The organism is Bordetella tumbae (assembly GCF_054780995.1).
Genome location: NZ_BAAGVG010000025.1, coordinates 107,761 through 124,589 on the forward strand (window position 1 = coordinate 107,761; position 16,829 = coordinate 124,589).

A 16,829-nucleotide genomic window follows, 5' to 3' on the forward strand; every position below is an offset into this window, starting at 1 on the left:
CAACGTGCACGTTATCTCCTCCATGGCGACGCGACAGGTGCTCAGCGATCTGGCGGCACAGTTCGAGACGCAGACTGGAATCAGCATCGACCTGGAGTCGGTCGGTGGCGTTGATGCGGCCAGACGGGTCGCCGCGGGCGAGAAATTCGATGTCGTGATTTTGGCGTCCACTGCCATCGATGCGTTGATTCAGTCCGGCCAGATCCGCGCCGGCAGTCGTGTGGATCTGATGCAATCCGGAGTGGCGATTGCCGTGCGCGAGGGCGCCCCCTCAATAAGCATCAGCACCGAAGACGACGTCAAAAGAGCTGTGCTCGAGGCTAGAACGTTGGGCTATTCCACGGGGCCGAGCGGCGTGTACCTGGCCAAACTGTTCGAGCGTTGGGGGATAGCGGCTGATATTCAGCCTCGGGTCGTACCAGCTCCTCCCGGTGTGCCGGTGGGCGCCTTGGTGGCCAAAGGCGAGGCCGAACTCGGCTTTCAGCAACTGAGCGAACTGCTCCACGTAAAGGGCATCACCATTCTGGGGCCGTTGCCAGCAGCGATTCAGACCACGACCGTATTTTCGGCCGGGACAATGACTGCCTCGGGCAAGTCGCAGGTGGTCAAGCAGTTCCTCGATTTCGTCAATTCCCCGGCAGCCGTAGCGGAAAAAATGCGCCATGGCATGATGCCTGCCGAAAAATAGGGCCGGATTTGTCTCGTTTCGGTATGAGTCTGGCGTTGCCCGATGCCGTAGGGGTTTGGCGGCTACATATTGCTTCAAAGCAAAAAATCGGCAATAATCAAAGGCTTTCTTGCTCGATTGCCCATGTTTTTTGGGCGGCGGGCTGCCACTTGGCAGGGAATGGTGTGCTTAATTGAGTGCTTAAAGCAGCCGCATTCTGCCGAGACATCCTCAAGGAGTTTTACCTATGCGTCACTACGAAGTAGTGTTCATTGTCCATCCGGACCAAAGCGAGCAAGTGCCCGCCATGGTCGAGCGCTACCAAGCGCTGGTTACCGGCCAAGGCGGCACCGTGCATCGCCTGGAAGACTGGGGTCGTCGCCAACTGGCTTACCCCATTCAAAAGCTCGTCAAGGCCCATTACGTCTGCATCAACATCGAGTGCGGCCAAGCCACGCTGGATGAGCTCGAGCACTCGTTCCGCTACAACGACGCTGTTCTGCGCCACCTGGTCATCAAGACCAAGAAAGCCCAGACCACGCCCTCGATCATGATGAAATCGGTCGAGCGTGAAGAGGCCCGCAAGGCCAGCGCCGAAGCTGCGGCTCCCGCTCAGGCTCAATAAACCCGACGATACTGTTTTTTCACCACGATCTGGCGGATGAATACCCTGGAACTCAGCGCCCGCGTTCTCGAATGCGAGCCTTTGCGCCACACTCCCGCCGGCGTGCCAGCGCTGGAAATGCTGCTGGCCCACGAATCGGAAGTCATCGAAGCAGGCCATCCGCGCCGCGTCGAGCTCACGATCACCGCTGTGGCCTTGGGCGATCTGGCACAACTGCTGGCCGGCACCCCTCTGGGGACCGAGTTGCTGATACAGGGCTTTCTGGCCGCTGCTCGCAAAGACTCGGTAAAGGTCAAGCTGCATATGCAGCAGGTCCGTAAAGTCGGTGGCAGTGCAGGGCATGACCCGTTGGTGGCATAACAGAAACATCGGATTCAGACATCAGATTTTGGGCAAGGCTAAACAAAACCTGGCCCAGCTAGACTAAGAGGCACATCATGGCTTTCTTCGGAAAACGCAAAGAAAAACGTAAATTCACGCAGCAGAACCCGCTGTTCAAGCGTCGTAAGTTCTGCCGCTTCACCGCTGCTGGCGTCGACGAGATCGATTACAAAGATCTGGACACCCTGCGCGACTTCGTGCAAGAAAACGGCAAGATCATCCCGGCTCGTTTGACCGGCACCAAGGCTCACTACCAGCGCCAACTGGACAGCGCCATCAAGCGTGCGCGCTTCCTGGCCCTGTTGCCTTACACCGACAACCACAACTAATCCGGGGCACTGAAATGCAAGTTATCCTGCTCGAAAAAGTCGTCAACCTCGGCAACCTGGGCGAAGTCGTCCGCGTGCGCGATGGTTACGCCCGTAACTTCCTGATCCCTCAGAAAAAGGCTCGTCGTGCTACCGACGCCGCCCTGAAGGAATTCGAAGCCCGCCGCGCCGAACTGGAAAAAATCCAGGCTGAAAAGCTGGCTGCTGCCGAGGCACTGGGTGCCCGCCTGAACGGCTACCAACTCAAGATCCAACAAAAGGCCGGCGTTGACGGTCGCTTGTTCGGTTCCGTGACCAACGGCGACGTGGCCGAAGGCCTGAAGAAAGCCGGCTTTGACGCCGTCGAAAAGGCTCAAGTCCGCCTGCCCAACGGTCCGTTGAAGGCCGTCGGCGAATACCCCATCCAAGTCGCGCTGCACGCGGATGTGTTGGTGGACGTGAACGTGCTGGTCGAAGGCGACATCTCCTAAGCACCACTCAGTTCACACCTGCAAAAAAGCCGGCCGTGCCGGCTTTTTTGTTGCCGGGCCGGAGGCCGGCGCGGCGTAGGGGCTCTTGATATTGTTTTGCTTGAGAATGGTAGCCTATGGTTTCAGCTGATCGATCACTCGATCTCATGTCCGTCCCATCTCTTTCGACCTGTTCCGCGATGGCGTATACGCATTGGCATATCCGTCGCGGCCGGTGTTCATTTATCTGAGTTCCTCCGAGCCGACCTTTGCCTAACCAATCTGCGACGTCCCCTCATCACCAAGCACCCGCAGGCCTGCAGGCCTGGCTGGACAGCGTCGACGCTGCACGCGAGCCCTCTGTGCGTGAAATCGAGATCGATGGTGTGGCGTGCGTAGTAAAGCGCCGCCGGGCGAGTGTGATGCAGGGCCTGAGCTACGGTCTGCGCTATTTGCGGGCGTTGGGCCTGGCAGTGGGCTGCAAAGTGTTTCTGGGCGAGTTTCCCAGCCCCAATGTTTTGTTGCGTAATGGCCTGGCTTACGAGGCCGAACGCCTTCGTCAGTTGTCCCAGGCTGGGTGCCGCGTCCCCGACGTGTGGATGGAGGCCCCCGGGTTGCTGGTGCTGGAGCATGTCGGCGAGGATTTCGCCAATTTGATCCGGCATGCAGGCCCCGAACAGCGCATGCAATGGGTGCGCGATCTGGCCATCGATCTGGCTCAGTTTCATGCCCAGGGGCACTGCCATGGTGGAGCCCAGATTCGTAACGTCACATTGCGCGATGGCCTGATGTGGCGCATCGACTTCGAGGAAAACACGGGCAACGCATTGTCGTTGCCGCTCGCCCAGGCCTATGATCTGTACCAATTATTGTCGTCTCTGCTGGGGTTGCGCAAACTGGACGATGCAGACCCCGTAGGGCTTGGCAAAATGATGCTTGCTGCGTACTTTGAGGCCTATCCTGCTCCAGAGGTCCGTGCCCGTTTAAAACGCTTGGCGCGCGTGATTTGTGGCAGCGCGGCCATGCTGCGCCCTGTGGCGGGACGCCTGCCCGGGCGCGATATCCGGGGTTTTTTTCAGGTGGCGGATACGCTGCATACCCTGTTCTAGCCGTACCGCTGGCGACTACGTGATTTCTCGCGAGAAATCCAGTCGTAAGTGACTTATTATTGACACTGTCTTTCGCCGCCGCCTCAGGGCAGTCGATCCTATTGAGTGTTGAGATACCGAGGATCAGTCGCCTGCCCGCGATGTGTCGCCGCCCCGCATTCTTGTCTTGCTTATGAATACTCCTGCCGATCCCCAACTAGATTATCTACGCGTCCCGCCACATTCGATCGAGGCCGAGCAGTCGGTCTTGGGTGGATTGTTGCTGGATAACACCACCTGGGATCGCATCGCCGATGTGCTGGATGAACAGGATTTCTATCGGCATGATCATCGTCTGATTTGGCATCACGTTGCGCGCCTGATCGGCTTGGCGCGGCCTGCCGACGTGATTACGGTCAACGAGTCCCTGGTCAGTGCGGGCAAGGCCGAGGACACCGGCGGCCTGGCCTATTTGAATGCTCTGGCCCACAACACGCCGTCGGCGGCCAACATCCGCCGCTATGCGGAGATCGTGCGCGAGCGCTCCATGTTGCGCAAGCTGGTGTCCATCGCTGACGAGATTTCCGCCGCGGCGTTCAACCCACAAGGCAAAGAAGCCCGCCAATTGCTGGACGAGGCCGAATCCAAGGTCTTCAAGATCGCCCAGGAGGGCGAAAAAGGCTCCGCCGGGTTCCAGGAAATCCAGCCGCTGCTGACCCAGGTCGTGGAGCGTATCGATGAGCTCTATCACCGCGACGCAGATTCTGACGTCACGGGGGTGCCGACGGGCTTTGCCGACCTGGACAAGATGACCTCGGGCCTGCAGCCTGGCGATTTGGTGATTGTTGCGGGGCGCCCGTCGATGGGTAAAACCTCGTTTTCGATGAACATCGGCGAGCACGTGGCGATCGAGCAGGGGCTGCCGGTCGCGGTGTTCTCGATGGAAATGGGTGCGGTGCAGTTGGCGATGCGTATGCTGGGGTCGGTCGGGATGCTCGATCAGCATCGCATGCGGACCGGGAAATTGGTCGCAGACGACTGGCCGCGCGTGACACACGCCGTGCAGTTGATGCAGGACGCCCAGGTCTATATCGACGAGACTCCCGCACTCAGCGCCATGGAAGTCCGAGCCCGTGCGCGCCGCTTGGCGCGCCAGTGCGGGCAACTGGGCCTCATCATCATTGACTATATGCAGCTGATGGCAGGCAATGGCGGCGGGGAAAACCGTGCGACCGAAATTTCAGAGATCAGCCGTTCGCTTAAAGGCCTGGCAAAAGAACTGGGTTGCCCCTTGATTGCGCTGTCGCAGTTGAACCGCAGTCTGGAACAGCGTCCCAACAAGCGTCCCGTGATGAGTGACTTGCGTGAATCGGGCGCCATCGAACAGGATGCCGACTTGATTTTGTTCATTTATCGCGATGAGGTTTACAACCCCGACTCGCCCGATAAAGGCACGGCCGAGATCATCATCGGCAAGCAGCGTAACGGCCCGATCGGTACTGTCCGCTTGACCTTCCAGGGATCGAGCACGCGCTTCTTGAACTTCACTGGCGCGCAGAGCTACTAAGCCGAGTGCCACGAGAGCGGCAGCAGGTGCCTGCGTCGCCGCTCTTTATCTCACGGTTCCGACTGAGGCCTGTCGTTCGATTGATGGTCGGGATGGGCATGGGTGTCTTCAATCCCGAATACCGACGTATAGACGGGATAAAAGCTGCAGTACAGCACGCCGCCCGCCGCAATATTGAAGGGAATTTGCAGTGTGCTGGCTACCTGCGGGGACAGCCCGATACTGACCAGGATTCCCGCACACAGATCGATGAGCAGGAATGCCAGGATCCAGGTAATGCCGTACACCACGAACGGCCATTTATTGCGCCAGCACGCCACGCCGGAAAAGAACAGCGCCTGACCCAAGCGCAAGCCGTGCCACGCCACCAGCGCAGGTGCGTGCCAGAACAGCGCCGCAATGATGATGTACAAGATACCGAACAGCGTCAACGGGATCGTCATGGCGCTGAGAAAGGGCGTCAAATTCTGCTCGATCGAGGCGATGCGCAGCCCTTCGGTCAACTCGGCGGAAAAGGGCAGAAATGTGGCTAGGCCCGCTGTAATGCTGAGCCCCGCATACAACGCGCCCATGATCAGCAGTTTTTTAAACACGCCTGGCCGCATCAGCGGCTGCGGCCACATCGAGGGCAGCATGACGCGGCCCGCCTCGATATGCTTGCAGGCAGACAAGGTCATCAAGGTCACGACAGGCATCAGCGCGACAAAGAGCAATGGGCCCACTGGCGGGGTAAAACTGGCAAACATCACCAGCAGACTGATAGCCAATGCCCAGGTAAAGACCGCGAGCGGTTGTTTCATGAACAGCTTCAGGCCGTCTCGTACCCATTGCCAGCCATAGGATGCGGGTAAGGATGCTGCTTGCATAAGTCTCGATTAGCGTTAGATGGCACGTTACATTCTATTATGCGGGCCTGCTCGTTTAGGGCAAGGCGGGCAGCGCTTCGCGGTGGCGCGCTTGCAACACTCGTTCGAAATGGCGCGGATCGTGCGGCTTCAGTGTCTGGGCCGGGCGCGGCAGATAGTAGTCATACAGGCGCGATAGCCAGAAACGCAGTGCGGCGGCGCGCAGCATGGTCGGCCAGGCCTGCCGTTCGGCGTCGGTGAAGGGGCGTACGTCGGCATAAGCCTGCAGCCATGCTTGTACAAGCTCAGGGATGAAAATGCCCGTCTCGCGCTCGATACACCAGTCATTGACGCTGACGGCGACGTCGAACAGCCAAGTGTCGCAGCCTGCAAAGTAAAAATCGATAAAACCGCCCATGAGCGGGCTGTCAAACGTGCCCGCAAACAAGACATTGTCGCGAAACAGGTCGCAATGGGCTGGCCCGGCGGGCAAGCTCTGCCATGCGGGGCTCTGGGCCGCCTGTTGCTGAGCCGACAATTCCTGGGTCAGCAACTGAGTTTGGGCCGGATCCAGAAACGGCAGGACTTTCGGGGCGGTCTCAGTCCACCAGGCCAGGCCGCGCAAATTGGGCTGCTGCAGGGGAAAGTCCTGGGCGGCCAGATGCGCGCGAGCCAGGGTGGCGCCGGTCAAGGCACAATGGGCCGCACTCGGCGCGGGCTCATAGCCGCCGGGCAGGCGCGTGACGATGGAACACGGTTTGCCATGCAGCGTGGTCAGGCGGCTGCCGTCACGCAGGGTCTGAGGCTGCGGCACCGGCACACCGCGCGACGCCAAATGGTGCATCAGCTCGATATAAAAGGGCAGCTGGGTCTGGGTCAGTACCTCGAATATCGTCAACACATACTCGCCACGCGTCGTGACCAGAAAATAATTGGTGTTTTCGATGCCGGCGGTAATGCCGCGCAGCGACACCAGGTCACCTAGATCAAAATGCGCCAGCAGGGCGCGGGCGTCGTTATCGGAAACAGAGGTAAAAACGGCCATGGATCAGCGAGTAAGGGTGGACATGGGGCAGGGCCCTGACGGGGCTCTGCCTGGAGCGGCGCGACAATTTTAGTCTACGCGCCAGACCAGCCGCCGGGCAACGCGGCTGATTCTCGCGAACGCCGTAAAATACGGCATTCCTCTTGTGCGTTACGTAATGTTGAACCCCTCTGACTGGCGGCTCTGTGTCGCCCCCATGATCGATGTGACAGACCGGCATTGCCGTTATTTTCACCGGCTGCTGGCGCCGCGCGCTCGTCTCTATACCGAGATGATCACTACCGGTGCGCTGATGCACGGCAATGTGGAGCGTCATCTGGATTTCGACGAGGCCGAACATCCTGTGGCGCTGCAGCTCGGCGGCAGTGAGCCTGACGCGCTGGCGCAGGCGGCACGGCTGGGGCGCCAATGGGGATACGACGAGATCAACCTGAATTGCGGCTGCCCATCGGAGCGCGTGCAACGCGGCGCGTTCGGGGCGTGTCTGATGGCCGAGCCCGCCCTGGTTGCCGATTGCATCAAGGCGATGCAGGATGCGGTCGATATTCCGGTGACGGTAAAGCATCGTCTCGGTCTCGATTACGACGAGTCTTATGCCTTTGTGCGGGATTTCGTGGGCATGATTCACGACACCGGTTGCCGGGTATTTGTCGTGCACGCGCGCAATGCCGTATTAAAGGGCCTGTCGCCCAAAGACAATCGCGAGATCCCTCCGCTGCGCTATGACGTCGCAAAGCAGCTTAAGGCAGATTTTCCCGACAGTATTTTTGTGCTCAATGGCGGTTTGGCAGATGCGGATCAATCGGTGGCTGCGGCGCATGAGTTCGATGGCGTGATGTTGGGGCGTGCCGCCTGGCACACGCCGCGCGTGTTGTCGGAGGTGTCGCTGCAATTATGGCCCTCGGGCCGTCTGCCCACGGACGCGCAGGTCGTCGACGCCATGGTGCGCTACGCGGCGGAGCAGGTGAGCCGTGGGGTGCCGCTGCGTGTGATGACGCGTCCTATGTTGGGACTGGTCAATGGCCAGTCGGGGGCGCGGCGTTGGCGGCGCATGTTGTCCGATCCGGCGCGTCTGGCAGGGAACGAGCCAGGGTTGATTTACGAAGCGTGGCGCAGTCTGCAGAGCCCCTCGCACGTGCCGGCCGCCGCTGAGATGCCGGCCGGCTAGGCCGATAGACCCGCTGCAGATCGCGTAATCCGCTCACAGCGTCAGGCGCATACAGACTGACTGCGTCAGTCGCGGGGGCTGTCTGTAATCAATTTGATGACAGCCATGAGGTCCGTACGTTGCCTGTACGGACCTCATGGCGCCGCTCAGGAGGGTTCTGCGGAGGCGTTGTTGCCATCCACGGGCCAATCGCGGATATAGGCCTTGAGCATATTGTTTTCAAATTGCTGCGCAGCCACGATGGCCTGGGCCATGTCGTAGAACGAGATCACCCCCATCAGCATGGGGCCGTCCATGACGGGAATGTAGCGAGCATGCTTTTCCAGCATCAGGCGCTGCACCTCGTCGGCGCTGGTGTTGGGGGTCACGCTGACCGGCGCGTCGTCCATGATGGCGCGGATGGTGGTCTTGCCCCATTCACCGTCCGTGTGGTCATGCAAGTGGCGGATGATTTCGCGAAAGGTCAGCATGCCCGTCAACATGCCGGACTCCATGATGACCAGCGAGCCGATGTCCTGTTCGCTCATCGTCTGGACGGCCAGGGATACGGGCATATCGGGCGAGGCCGTATAAAGCGTATCACCCTTTACTCGTAGGATTTCACTGACTTTCAACATGATGCTTCTCCTGGGGACTGTTGCCCCGATTTTGTATTCTGGCCCGCATGCGGCGGCGCGGGCGCAGCCGCGTCCATAGGCGTATTGTGCGCCAGCTGAGAGAGTTCTTCCAGTGTGGGGGTGTCCTGTCTGCCCAGGGCGGCCGCTGCGACGTCCAAAATGTGCGGATCGTCTTGCAGCCTGGGCTGTTGCCGATCGAGCAGAAAATGATCAACAACTGGCGACAGCGGGATCTTGCGCGGATCGCAGGCCAGTATCCAGCGTTGTTCTGACGTGCGGGCGATGATGTCCAATTGTTCCAGTTTTTCCAGGACGGCATTCAACTCGTCGTGGTGCAGATGCAGGCGTTTGGCCAAGGAACTGGTGCTGCGGCCGGCGGGCCGGCGTCCCTGGGCGGCATGCAGCGAGCGCAGGACGGCCATGGCGTCGATGTAGGGCGCACCGGGACTGCGGTTGATTTCCCAGCGCCCCAGGCGGATCAGCGGCACACTGGCCGCAACGGTCGCGCCAAACAGTACCGCCAACCACGATAGATAAATCCACAGCAGGAAAATCGGCAGCGTGGCAAACGCGCCGTAAATCACGGTGTATGTTGGAAAACGTGTCAGATAGTATGCAAACGCGGCTTTCATGAGCTCGAGCACAATCGCCGTCCCGAAGCCGCCTGCCATTGCATCGCGCCAAAACACCTGGCGATTGGGCACCACCACGAACAACGCCGCAAAACCCAGCCCAGTGAGGATGACGGGGACAAACGAAATGATCAGGCTCAGGATCTCCGGCACATCGCGCACCAGCCCCATGGATTCGCGAGCCACAAAAGAGGTCGCCCAGAGGCTGGCGCCCGCCACCACCGGTCCTAGTGTCACGACGGCCCAATACACCAGCGCGCGCTGCGGAATAGGGCGTTGGCGCGTCACATGCCAGATATCGTTAAAGGTCTTGTCGATGGTCATGATGAGCAAGATCGACGTGACCACCAGAAAGGCGCCGCCAATCGCGGTGAGCCGCGTAGCCTGGCGGGCGAACTGGTTCAGGTAATTCATGATGTTGTCGGACACGGCCGGCGGCATCAGGCTGTGCGTGAGAAAATCCTCGAGCGCAAGCCGAAAATCCTGGAACACCGGAAAAGCCGTGAACAGCGACAGCACCACTGCCAACATGGGGACGAGCCCCAAAACTGTGGTGAAAGTCAGGCTGGATGCCACCTGCAGCAGCCGTTCCTCGTCAGCCCGTTGGGCGGCAAAACGGAACACCCGACCGACGCGCGTGATCCAGGAGGTACGCGTGCGCGTGACTGGGGGCGGCTCCGGCGCAGCGGTAGCGGGCTCGGCAGAGGGGCTCATCGGGCGATAATAGCAGTTTGGGCGCTTCCTTCATGGCATCTCCAGGCCTGCATGCCGGGATGCTTGGGGCAGGTGTAGACGGCTTCACACAGTATTGAGCCGGGACGTGACTTCTCGAGACCACTGATGAACGTTGAATTGAATCCCAATCTGCGGCGTCTGGCGTCGGCAGCCTTGTTGGCCCTGATCGTCTTGTGCGTGGCGTGGGAAACCGTGCTGGCGCCGATCCGGCCGGGTGGTTCGTGGCTGTTTCTCAAGGCGTTGCCGTTGGCCTTTCCGCTGCGCGGCGTGTTGCGGGGCAATCTCTACACCTATCAGTGGGCCTCGATGCTGGCATTGCTGTATTTGATGGAGGGCGTCGTGCGCGCCATGTCCGACCCCGCGCCGATGTCGGCTGCGCTGGCAGGCCTGGAAATTGCGCTGTCGCTGGTGTTTTTCATCGCTGCTATCCTGTATGTACGGCCTGCCAAGCGCGCGGCACGCGCCCGGGCGCGTGCCGGCGTGCCGCGATGACGTACCGGCCGGGATCCACGCGTCGCCTGGCGGGCCATACTTGATCCCGTTCAGCGTCTGGATCTCTGTCCACGGGCCGAGATACCACGGCAGCCTCCGCGATTTCTGAAGATTCATTTTCCACTATGACCGATTCACCGACCTTGCTGCATCAACTGGACGCCTTACGGGTGGACAATTCCTTTGCCGCGCTGCCGCCTGCGTTTTACACGCGGCTGGCGGCGCAGCCGCTGACCGCCCCCAGGCTGTTGCATGCTAACGAGCAGGCTGCTGAGCTGATCGGCCTGTCGCCCGAGGCCCTGCAATCCGAGACGTTTCTGCGCGTCTGTTCAGGCCAGCAGCCCTTGCCGGGCGGGGCCACGCTGGCGGCCGTATACAGCGGTCATCAATTCGGCGTGTGGGCCGGGCAATTGGGTGATGGCCGTGCGCATCTGTTGGGCGAAGTGGTGGGTCCGCATGGCAATTGGGAATTACAGCTGAAAGGCGCCGGGATGACGCCGTATTCCCGCATGGGCGACGGCCGGGCGGTGCTGCGCTCGTCCGTGCGCGAGTATCTGGCCAGCGAGGCTATGCATGGCTTGGGGATCCCGACCACGCGCGCCTTGGCCCTGGTCGTTTCCGATGATCCCGTCAGACGCGAAACGATGGAAACGGCGGCGATTGTCACCCGCATGTCTCCCAGTTTTGTGCGATTCGGATCGTTTGAGCACTGGTCCTCGCGCCGCCAGCCGGACGAGTTGCAGGTGTTGACCGACTATGTCATTGACAAGTTTTATCCCCAATGCCGCGACGTCGAAACGGGTGGTGCCCCGGGCAACGACGGCGCGATATTGCGTCTCTTGACCGAAGTGACCCGCCGCACGGCATTGCTCATGGCGGACTGGCAGGCCGTCGGCTTTTGCCACGGGGTGATGAACACCGACAACATGTCCATTTTGGGGCTGACGCTGGATTATGGCCCGTACGGATTCATGGACACGTTCAGGCTGGATCACGTCTGCAATCATTCAGACACCGAAGGCCGCTATTCCTGGAACCGCCAACCCTCGGTGGCGCTCTGGAATCTCTATCGTCTGGCGGGCAGCTTGCATACCCTGGTGGCCGACGTCGAAGCATTGCGCGGGGTATTGGATGGCTACGAGGCCATCTTTATCCAGGCTTTTCACCAACGGATGGCCGCGAAACTCGGGCTCCATCGCTGGCAGGCAGATGACGAGGCGTTGCTGGATGCGCTGCTCAAGCTCATGCACGATCAACGGGCCGATTTCACCCTGACATTCCGCCGCCTGGCCGATGCCGTGCGGGGCCGCACGCAGGGGTTTCAAGATCTCTTCATTGACCGTGAGGCGGCACGCGCGTGGTACGAGCGCTTGGCGGCGCGCCATGCGCAGGATCCCATTGATGAAGGCAAGGCCTCTGGCGGCTCAACGAGGCAGGCAACCCGTGATTCAACCACTGAGGCTGCGCCCTCGGCCGGGGCGAGCCAGCCGGATATCGCTGCGCAGGCACGTGCCCAGGCCATGGACGCCGTCAATCCGCTGTATGTACTGCGCAATCACTTGGCCGAGCAGGCGATCCGCGCGGCGAAAACCGGCGATGCCGGCGAAATTGATACCCTGCTGCAGTTGCTGCGCGACCCCTATACCGAGAGGGCCGGCTACGAAGCCTACGCCGGGCTGCCGCCGGATTGGGCGGGGGGGATCGAGGTCAGTTGTTCGTCATAAACGCCTCTTTTGCATCCACCTGCGCAGGCGGCCGCCCGTCAATGTCATAATCAGGCCTGCCTTCTAATGCTTTTCTGATTTCTTAACGTCCCATGTCCGGCAATACTCTCGGTACTCTTTTCTGCGTCACGAATTTTGGCGAATCCCATGGCCCTGCCATTGGCTGTGTGGTGGATGGCTGCCCGCCGGGGCTGGCACTGGAGGCTGCCGATATCCAGGCCGAACTGGATCGCCGCCGCCCGGGCACCTCGCGCCACGTGACGCAGCGCCAGGAGGCCGACCAGGTCGAGATTCTGTCCGGGGTGTACCAGGGCGTCACGACCGGCACGCCCATCGCATTGCTGATTCGCAATGTCGATGCGCGCAGCAAGGACTATTCCAATATTGCGGATACCTTCCGCCCCGGCCATGCAGATTTCACCTACACCCGCAAATACGGGCTGCGCGATCCGCGTGGCGGCGGACGTTCCTCCGCGCGTCTGACCGCGCCTACCGTCGCGGCAGGGGCGATTGCCAAAAAATGGCTGGCCGAGCAGCACGGTATCCGGGTGCGCGGCTACATGAGCCAGTTGGGGCCCATTCCCATTCCGTTCGTGTCCTGGGACGATGTGCCCAATAATGCCTTTTACGCGCCGAATGCCGGCGTTGTGCCCGAGCTCGAAGCCTATATGGATCAGTTGCGCCGCGATGGGGACTCGATAGGCGCACGCGTGGAGGTCGTCGCAGAAAACGTGCCGGTCGGCTGGGGCGAGCCCCTGTACGACCGTCTTGACGCCGATATCGCGCACGTCATGATGGGCCTGAATGCCGTCAAGGGCGTGTCGATCGGTGCGGGTTTTGATTGTGTCACGCAGCGTGGTTCCGAGCACGGAGACGAGATCACGCCCGAAGGTTTTATCGGGAACAACGCCGGCGGCGTGCTGGGCGGGATTTCCACCGGGCAACCGGTGACGGTATCTCTGGCGATCAAGCCGACCTCGAGCATCCGCGTCGAGCGCCACTCGATCAATAGCGAGGGCGAACCCATCATGGTGCAAACGCTGGGCCGCCACGATCCATGCGTCGGCATCCGTGCCACGCCGATTGTCGAAGCCATGCTCGCACTGGTTTTGATGGACCACGCCTTGCGCCATCGGGCGCAGTGCGGTTAAACCACGTTTCGTGACCGCAGACGTCATGAGAATGGGCCGCGCGAGGAGTGATGCAGACTAGTTGGCGAAGCTGAGTCCGCTGCGTCGTGCGCTAGCCTATCGTGTCGCGATGCGTGGCGTCGGGTCGGCAACGTTTATCGAGGGGGGAGAACCATGAGCGTGACATTCCGAATGCTGTTTCGCCAACTGCTTGGCGGGGCCGCAATAATTGGCACCTTGGCCGTGAGCGGTTGCGCCAGCGTGCAGACCACACAATCCGGCACAGTGGGCGTTGAGCGTACACAGTACATGTCCAGCATGGTGCCGGAAAAAGAGCTTGAGCAAGAAGCCGGCCAGCAGTATTCCGACCTCATCCAAAAGGCCAAGGCCCAGGGGGCATTGGACCGTAATGCCTCCCAGGTATCCCGGGTGCGCACGATTTCCCAGCGGTTAATCGCGCAGGTGGGTGCATTCCGGCCGGATGCTGCGAATTGGGATTGGGAAGTGCACGTCTTATCGTCTGACGAGGTCAATGCATGGTGCATGCCGGGCGGGAAAATGGCCGTCTATACCGGGCTGTTGACGCAAATCAAGCCCACTGATGCTGAGCTGGCAGCCGTCATGGGGCATGAAATCGCGCACGCGTTGCGCGAACACGCGCGCGAGCGTATGTCGCAGCAGATGGTCACCAACGTCGGCCTGTCCGTGCTGTCGATTGCCACGGGCGTATCGACGGACCTGGGCAGCAAGCTCACCGACGTCATGTTCACGCTGCCCAACAGCCGGACCCACGAGAGCGAGGCCGACATGATGGGCGTAGAGCTCGCGGCGCGGGCCGGATATGATCCCCGCGCCGCGGTGACACTGTGGCAAAAAATGGGCACCGCCAGCAGTGGCGCGCCGCCCGAGTTCCTATCGACCCACCCCTCGGCGGAGACACGCATCAGCGAATTGCAGGCTGCGTCGGAACGGGTGATGCCGCTATACGACCAGGCAAAGGGCAAAAAATAGCGGTGCAATGGTGCGAGTGCTTCCGCTATGGCAATTGCGGCGGGCTTTGAGCAGAACTGCCCCACCTGATGGGGCGGTTCTGTTTGAGGACATCCGGTTTGCCGCCCGCCATTGCTCATCAGAAAGGTGGTGGTTCCAATACTAGGATAAATGCTGCCGTTGTACTAGGTTGAGAGCATGGGCATAATGAGACATCGATTCTGATGTCCCCACCGGCGCTGCCGGATATTCCGCGAGTCTATTCATGGCCCAAACCCTCTACGACAAACTCTGGAACGCGCACGTCGTGAACCAGGAATCCGACGGCACCTGTTTGCTCTACATTGACCGGCACCTGTTGCACGAGGTGACCAGTCCGCAGGCCTTTGAAGGCCTGACCATCGCTGGCCGCAAGCCCTGGCGCATCAGTGCCAACCTGGCAGTCGCGGATCACAACGTGCCCACGATCAACCGTAATCGCGGTATCGATGACCCGATCTCGAAACTGCAGGTCGACACACTGGACGCCAACTGCGACAAATACGGCATTACCGAATTCCGCATGGCCGATCTGCGCCAAGGCATCGTGCACGTCATCGGACCGGAGCAGGGTGCAACGCTGCCGGGCATGACGGTGGTGTGCGGCGATTCGCATACCAGCACGCACGGCGCGATGGGCGCGTTGGCCTTTGGTATCGGCACCTCTGAGGTCGAGCACGTGCTCGCCACGCAGACGCTGCTGATGAAAAAGAACAAAAGCATGCTGATCAAGGTCGAGGGCGAGTTGCCTTTCGGCTGTACGGCCAAGGATGTCGTGCTGCATATCATCGGCATCATCGGCACGGCAGGCGGCACCGGCCACGCGATCGAATTCGCCGGCAGCACCATTCGCGGCTTGTCCATGGAAGGCCGCATGACGGTCTGCAACATGGCCATCGAGGCTGGTGCACGTTCCGGCATGGTTGCCGTTGACGACAAGGCCATCGAATATTTCCGTGGCCGTCCGTTCTCGCCCTCGGGCGTATTGTGGGACCAGGCGGTTGCCTACTGGCGCACCTTGCATAGCGACGCGGGCGCCAAATTCGACCGCGTGGTCGAGGTCAATGCGAAAGACATCAAACCGCAAGTCACCTGGGGCACCTCGCCCGAAATGGTCTTGTCGGTGGATTCCCGTGTGCCCGATCCCGATCGCGAAAAAGACGACGTGCGCCGCAGCGGCATGGAGCGCGCCTTGCAATACATGGGTCTCAAGCCCAACACCCCGTTGACCGACATCCGCGTCGATCGCGTGTTCATCGGATCGTGCACCAACTCTCGCATCGAAGACCTGCGCGAGGCCGCCGCCGTCGCCCGTGGCAAGCACGTGGCCTCCAACGTCAAGCAAGCCATGGTGGTGCCGGGTTCGGGTCTGGTCAAACAGCAAGCCGAACGCGAAGGCCTGGACAAGATCTTTATCGAAGCCGGCTTCGAATGGCGCGAACCGGGCTGTTCGATGTGCCTGGCGATGAACGCCGACCGCCTCGAACCCGAAGAGCGCTGCGCGTCGACCTCGAACCGCAACTTCGAGGGCCGCCAAGGACAGGGGGGGCGCACCCATTTGGTCAGCCCCGCCATGGCCGCCGCTGCTGCCGTAGCCGGTCATTTCGTCGACGTCCGCAACTTCCGCTAAGAGCTCAGACATCATGCAAGCATTTACCACTCACGAAGGCCTGGTGGCCCCGCTCGATCGCGAGAACGTCGACACCGACCTCATCATCCCCAAGCAATTCCTGAAATCCATCAAACGCACCGGCTTTGGTCCGAACCTGTTTGACGAACTGCGATACCTGGATCACGGCGAGCCTGGCATGGACAACAGCAAGCGTCCGTTGAATCCGGATTTCGTGCTGAACCAGCCGCGCTACCGCGGCGCTTCGGTATTGCTGGCGCGCAAAAATTTCGGCTGCGGCTCCAGCCGTGAGCACGCCCCCTGGGCGCTGACGCAGTTCGGTTTTCGCGCCATCATCGCGCCGTCCTACGCGGATATCTTCTTTAACAACAGCTTCAAGAACGGCCTCTTGCCTATTGTGCTGTCCGAGTTGGAAGTCGCGCGTTTGTTCGACGAGGTCAAGGCATTCCCCGGCTATAAGCTGCGCATCGATCTCGAGCGCCAAGTCGTGATCGCGGCGGACAACCGCGAAATGTCGTTCGATATCGAGCCTTTCCGCAAGTACTGTTTGATCAATGGTTTCGATGACATCGGCCTGACCTTGCGTCAGTCCGACAAGATCCGTGCGTTCGAGGCAGAACGCCTGGCGCGTCATCCCTGGCTGGAAAGCCGGCCCATTGCTTGAGTCTTCCTACAT

18 protein-coding genes are annotated in these 16,829 nt (G+C 60.7%); 14 read left to right on the forward strand and 4 right to left on the reverse strand.

The window, feature by feature from the left end; translation table 11 throughout:
- Positions 1-4 precede the first annotated feature (4 nt).
- From ACYVI2_RS27195 to ACYVI2_RS27225, 7 genes are all read left to right on the forward strand, one after another.
- Positions 5-688, forward strand: coding sequence for a substrate-binding domain-containing protein (locus ACYVI2_RS27195; RefSeq protein ID WP_415819604.1), 684 nt, complete (start codon positions 5-7; stop codon positions 686-688).
- 226 nt (positions 689-914) lie between these two features.
- The gene (rpsF, locus tag ACYVI2_RS27200) at positions 915-1,292 is read left to right on the forward strand and encodes a 30S ribosomal protein S6 (RefSeq protein WP_094822015.1); all 378 of its coding nucleotides are present in this window, start codon (positions 915-917) and stop codon (positions 1,290-1,292) included.
- Between the two features lie 36 nt (positions 1,293-1,328).
- Complete coding sequence (priB, locus tag ACYVI2_RS27205; RefSeq protein ID WP_415806007.1) at positions 1,329-1,652, forward strand: primosomal replication protein N; 324 nt, start codon at positions 1,329-1,331, stop codon at positions 1,650-1,652.
- A gap of 77 nt (positions 1,653-1,729) precedes the next feature.
- Positions 1,730-2,002 carry a 30S ribosomal protein S18 gene (gene rpsR, locus ACYVI2_RS27210; RefSeq protein WP_415819605.1) on the forward strand — a complete coding sequence of 91 codons (273 nt, stop codon included), beginning with the start codon at positions 1,730-1,732 and terminating at the stop codon, positions 2,000-2,002.
- A gap of 14 nt (positions 2,003-2,016) precedes the next feature.
- Entirely contained in the window at positions 2,017-2,472 is a 456-nt protein-coding gene (gene rplI / locus ACYVI2_RS27215) for a 50S ribosomal protein L9 (protein WP_415819606.1), read from the forward strand.
- Positions 2,473-2,720: 248 nt separating this feature from the next.
- On the forward strand, positions 2,721-3,560 hold the full coding sequence (locus ACYVI2_RS27220; protein WP_415819607.1) for a BUD32 family EKC/KEOPS complex subunit: 840 nt from the start codon (positions 2,721-2,723) through the stop codon (positions 3,558-3,560).
- Positions 3,561-3,732: 172 nt separating this feature from the next.
- The gene (locus ACYVI2_RS27225; protein WP_415819608.1) at positions 3,733-5,106 is read left to right on the forward strand and encodes a replicative DNA helicase; all 1,374 of its coding nucleotides are present in this window, start codon (positions 3,733-3,735) and stop codon (positions 5,104-5,106) included.
- A 50-nt stretch (positions 5,107-5,156) separates the two neighbouring features.
- Here the strand turns inward: ACYVI2_RS27225 and ACYVI2_RS27230 are convergent, their stop codons facing one another.
- Positions 5,157-5,972 (reverse strand): BPSS1780 family membrane protein, encoded by an 816-nt coding sequence (locus ACYVI2_RS27230; RefSeq protein ID WP_415819609.1) that lies wholly within the window; start codon positions 5,970-5,972, stop codon positions 5,157-5,159.
- 55 nt (positions 5,973-6,027) lie between these two features.
- On the reverse strand, positions 6,028-6,996 hold the full coding sequence (locus tag ACYVI2_RS27235) for a homoserine kinase (RefSeq protein ID WP_415819610.1): 969 nt from the start codon (positions 6,994-6,996) through the stop codon (positions 6,028-6,030).
- Between the two features lie 160 nt (positions 6,997-7,156).
- Here ACYVI2_RS27235 and dusA point away from each other — a divergent pair, with 160 nt between their 5' ends.
- On the forward strand, positions 7,157-8,164 hold the full coding sequence (gene dusA, locus ACYVI2_RS27240; protein WP_415819692.1) for a tRNA dihydrouridine(20/20a) synthase DusA: 1,008 nt from the start codon (positions 7,157-7,159) through the stop codon (positions 8,162-8,164).
- 146 nt (positions 8,165-8,310) lie between these two features.
- On the opposite strand, the gene ACYVI2_RS27245 is transcribed toward dusA, so the two are convergent.
- Together ACYVI2_RS27245 and ACYVI2_RS27250 are read right to left on the reverse strand one after the other, a co-directional pair.
- Positions 8,311-8,781: a CBS domain-containing protein gene (locus ACYVI2_RS27245; RefSeq protein WP_415819611.1), complete on the reverse strand. Its 471-nt coding sequence runs from the start codon at positions 8,779-8,781 to the stop codon at positions 8,311-8,313.
- The gene (locus tag ACYVI2_RS27250; protein WP_415819612.1) at positions 8,775-10,127 is read right to left on the reverse strand and encodes a YihY family inner membrane protein; all 1,353 of its coding nucleotides are present in this window, start codon (positions 10,125-10,127) and stop codon (positions 8,775-8,777) included. The genes ACYVI2_RS27245 and ACYVI2_RS27250 overlap by 7 nt, the downstream gene beginning before the upstream one ends.
- A gap of 126 nt (positions 10,128-10,253) precedes the next feature.
- On the opposite strand from ACYVI2_RS27250, the gene ACYVI2_RS27255 reads away from it, so the two are divergent.
- From ACYVI2_RS27255 to leuD, 6 genes are all read left to right on the forward strand, one after another.
- Entirely contained in the window at positions 10,254-10,640 is a 387-nt protein-coding gene (locus ACYVI2_RS27255) for a DUF2069 domain-containing protein (protein ID WP_460490380.1), read from the forward strand.
- Between the two features lie 125 nt (positions 10,641-10,765).
- Positions 10,766-12,364 (forward strand): protein adenylyltransferase SelO, encoded by a 1,599-nt coding sequence (locus tag ACYVI2_RS27260; protein ID WP_415819614.1) that lies wholly within the window; start codon positions 10,766-10,768, stop codon positions 12,362-12,364.
- A 92-nt stretch (positions 12,365-12,456) separates the two neighbouring features.
- Positions 12,457-13,515, forward strand: a complete 1,059-nt coding sequence (gene aroC / locus ACYVI2_RS27265) for a chorismate synthase (protein ID WP_415819615.1) — start codon at positions 12,457-12,459, stop codon at positions 13,513-13,515.
- A gap of 171 nt (positions 13,516-13,686) precedes the next feature.
- Positions 13,687-14,505 (forward strand): M48 family metallopeptidase, encoded by an 819-nt coding sequence (locus ACYVI2_RS27270; protein WP_415819693.1) that lies wholly within the window; start codon positions 13,687-13,689, stop codon positions 14,503-14,505.
- Positions 14,506-14,749: 244 nt separating this feature from the next.
- Positions 14,750-16,153, forward strand: coding sequence for a 3-isopropylmalate dehydratase large subunit (gene leuC / locus ACYVI2_RS27275; RefSeq protein ID WP_415819616.1), 1,404 nt, complete (start codon positions 14,750-14,752; stop codon positions 16,151-16,153).
- Positions 16,154-16,166: 13 nt separating this feature from the next.
- Entirely contained in the window at positions 16,167-16,817 is a 651-nt protein-coding gene (gene leuD, locus ACYVI2_RS27280; protein ID WP_415819617.1) for a 3-isopropylmalate dehydratase small subunit, read from the forward strand.
- The last annotated feature ends 12 nt before the right edge of the window (positions 16,818-16,829 follow it).

Coding starts and splice junctions, on each gene's coding strand:
- aroC (WP_415819615.1), top strand. CDS start 12,457: ATGTCCGGCAATACTCTCGGTACTCTTTTCTGCGTCACGAATTTTGGC.
- ACYVI2_RS27250 (WP_415819612.1), bottom strand. CDS start 10,127: ATGAGCCCCTCTGCCGAGCCCGCTACCGCTGCGCCGGAGCCGCCCCCA.
- rpsR (WP_415819605.1), top strand. CDS start 1,730: ATGGCTTTCTTCGGAAAACGCAAAGAAAAACGTAAATTCACGCAGCAG.
- ACYVI2_RS27270 (WP_415819693.1), top strand. CDS start 13,687: ATGCTGTTTCGCCAACTGCTTGGCGGGGCCGCAATAATTGGCACCTTG.
- ACYVI2_RS27235 (WP_415819610.1), bottom strand. CDS start 6,996: ATGGCCGTTTTTACCTCTGTTTCCGATAACGACGCCCGCGCCCTGCTG.
- ACYVI2_RS27225 (WP_415819608.1), top strand. CDS start 3,733: ATGAATACTCCTGCCGATCCCCAACTAGATTATCTACGCGTCCCGCCA.
- leuC (WP_415819616.1), top strand. CDS start 14,750: ATGGCCCAAACCCTCTACGACAAACTCTGGAACGCGCACGTCGTGAAC.
- ACYVI2_RS27260 (WP_415819614.1), top strand. CDS start 10,766: ATGACCGATTCACCGACCTTGCTGCATCAACTGGACGCCTTACGGGTG.
- rpsF (WP_094822015.1), top strand. CDS start 915: ATGCGTCACTACGAAGTAGTGTTCATTGTCCATCCGGACCAAAGCGAG.
- rplI (WP_415819606.1), top strand. CDS start 2,017: ATGCAAGTTATCCTGCTCGAAAAAGTCGTCAACCTCGGCAACCTGGGC.
- priB (WP_415806007.1), top strand. CDS start 1,329: ATGAATACCCTGGAACTCAGCGCCCGCGTTCTCGAATGCGAGCCTTTG.
- ACYVI2_RS27245 (WP_415819611.1), bottom strand. CDS start 8,781: ATGTTGAAAGTCAGTGAAATCCTACGAGTAAAGGGTGATACGCTTTAT.
- leuD (WP_415819617.1), top strand. CDS start 16,167: ATGCAAGCATTTACCACTCACGAAGGCCTGGTGGCCCCGCTCGATCGC.
- ACYVI2_RS27230 (WP_415819609.1), bottom strand. CDS start 5,972: ATGCAAGCAGCATCCTTACCCGCATCCTATGGCTGGCAATGGGTACGA.
- ACYVI2_RS27255 (WP_460490380.1), top strand. CDS start 10,254: ATGAACGTTGAATTGAATCCCAATCTGCGGCGTCTGGCGTCGGCAGCC.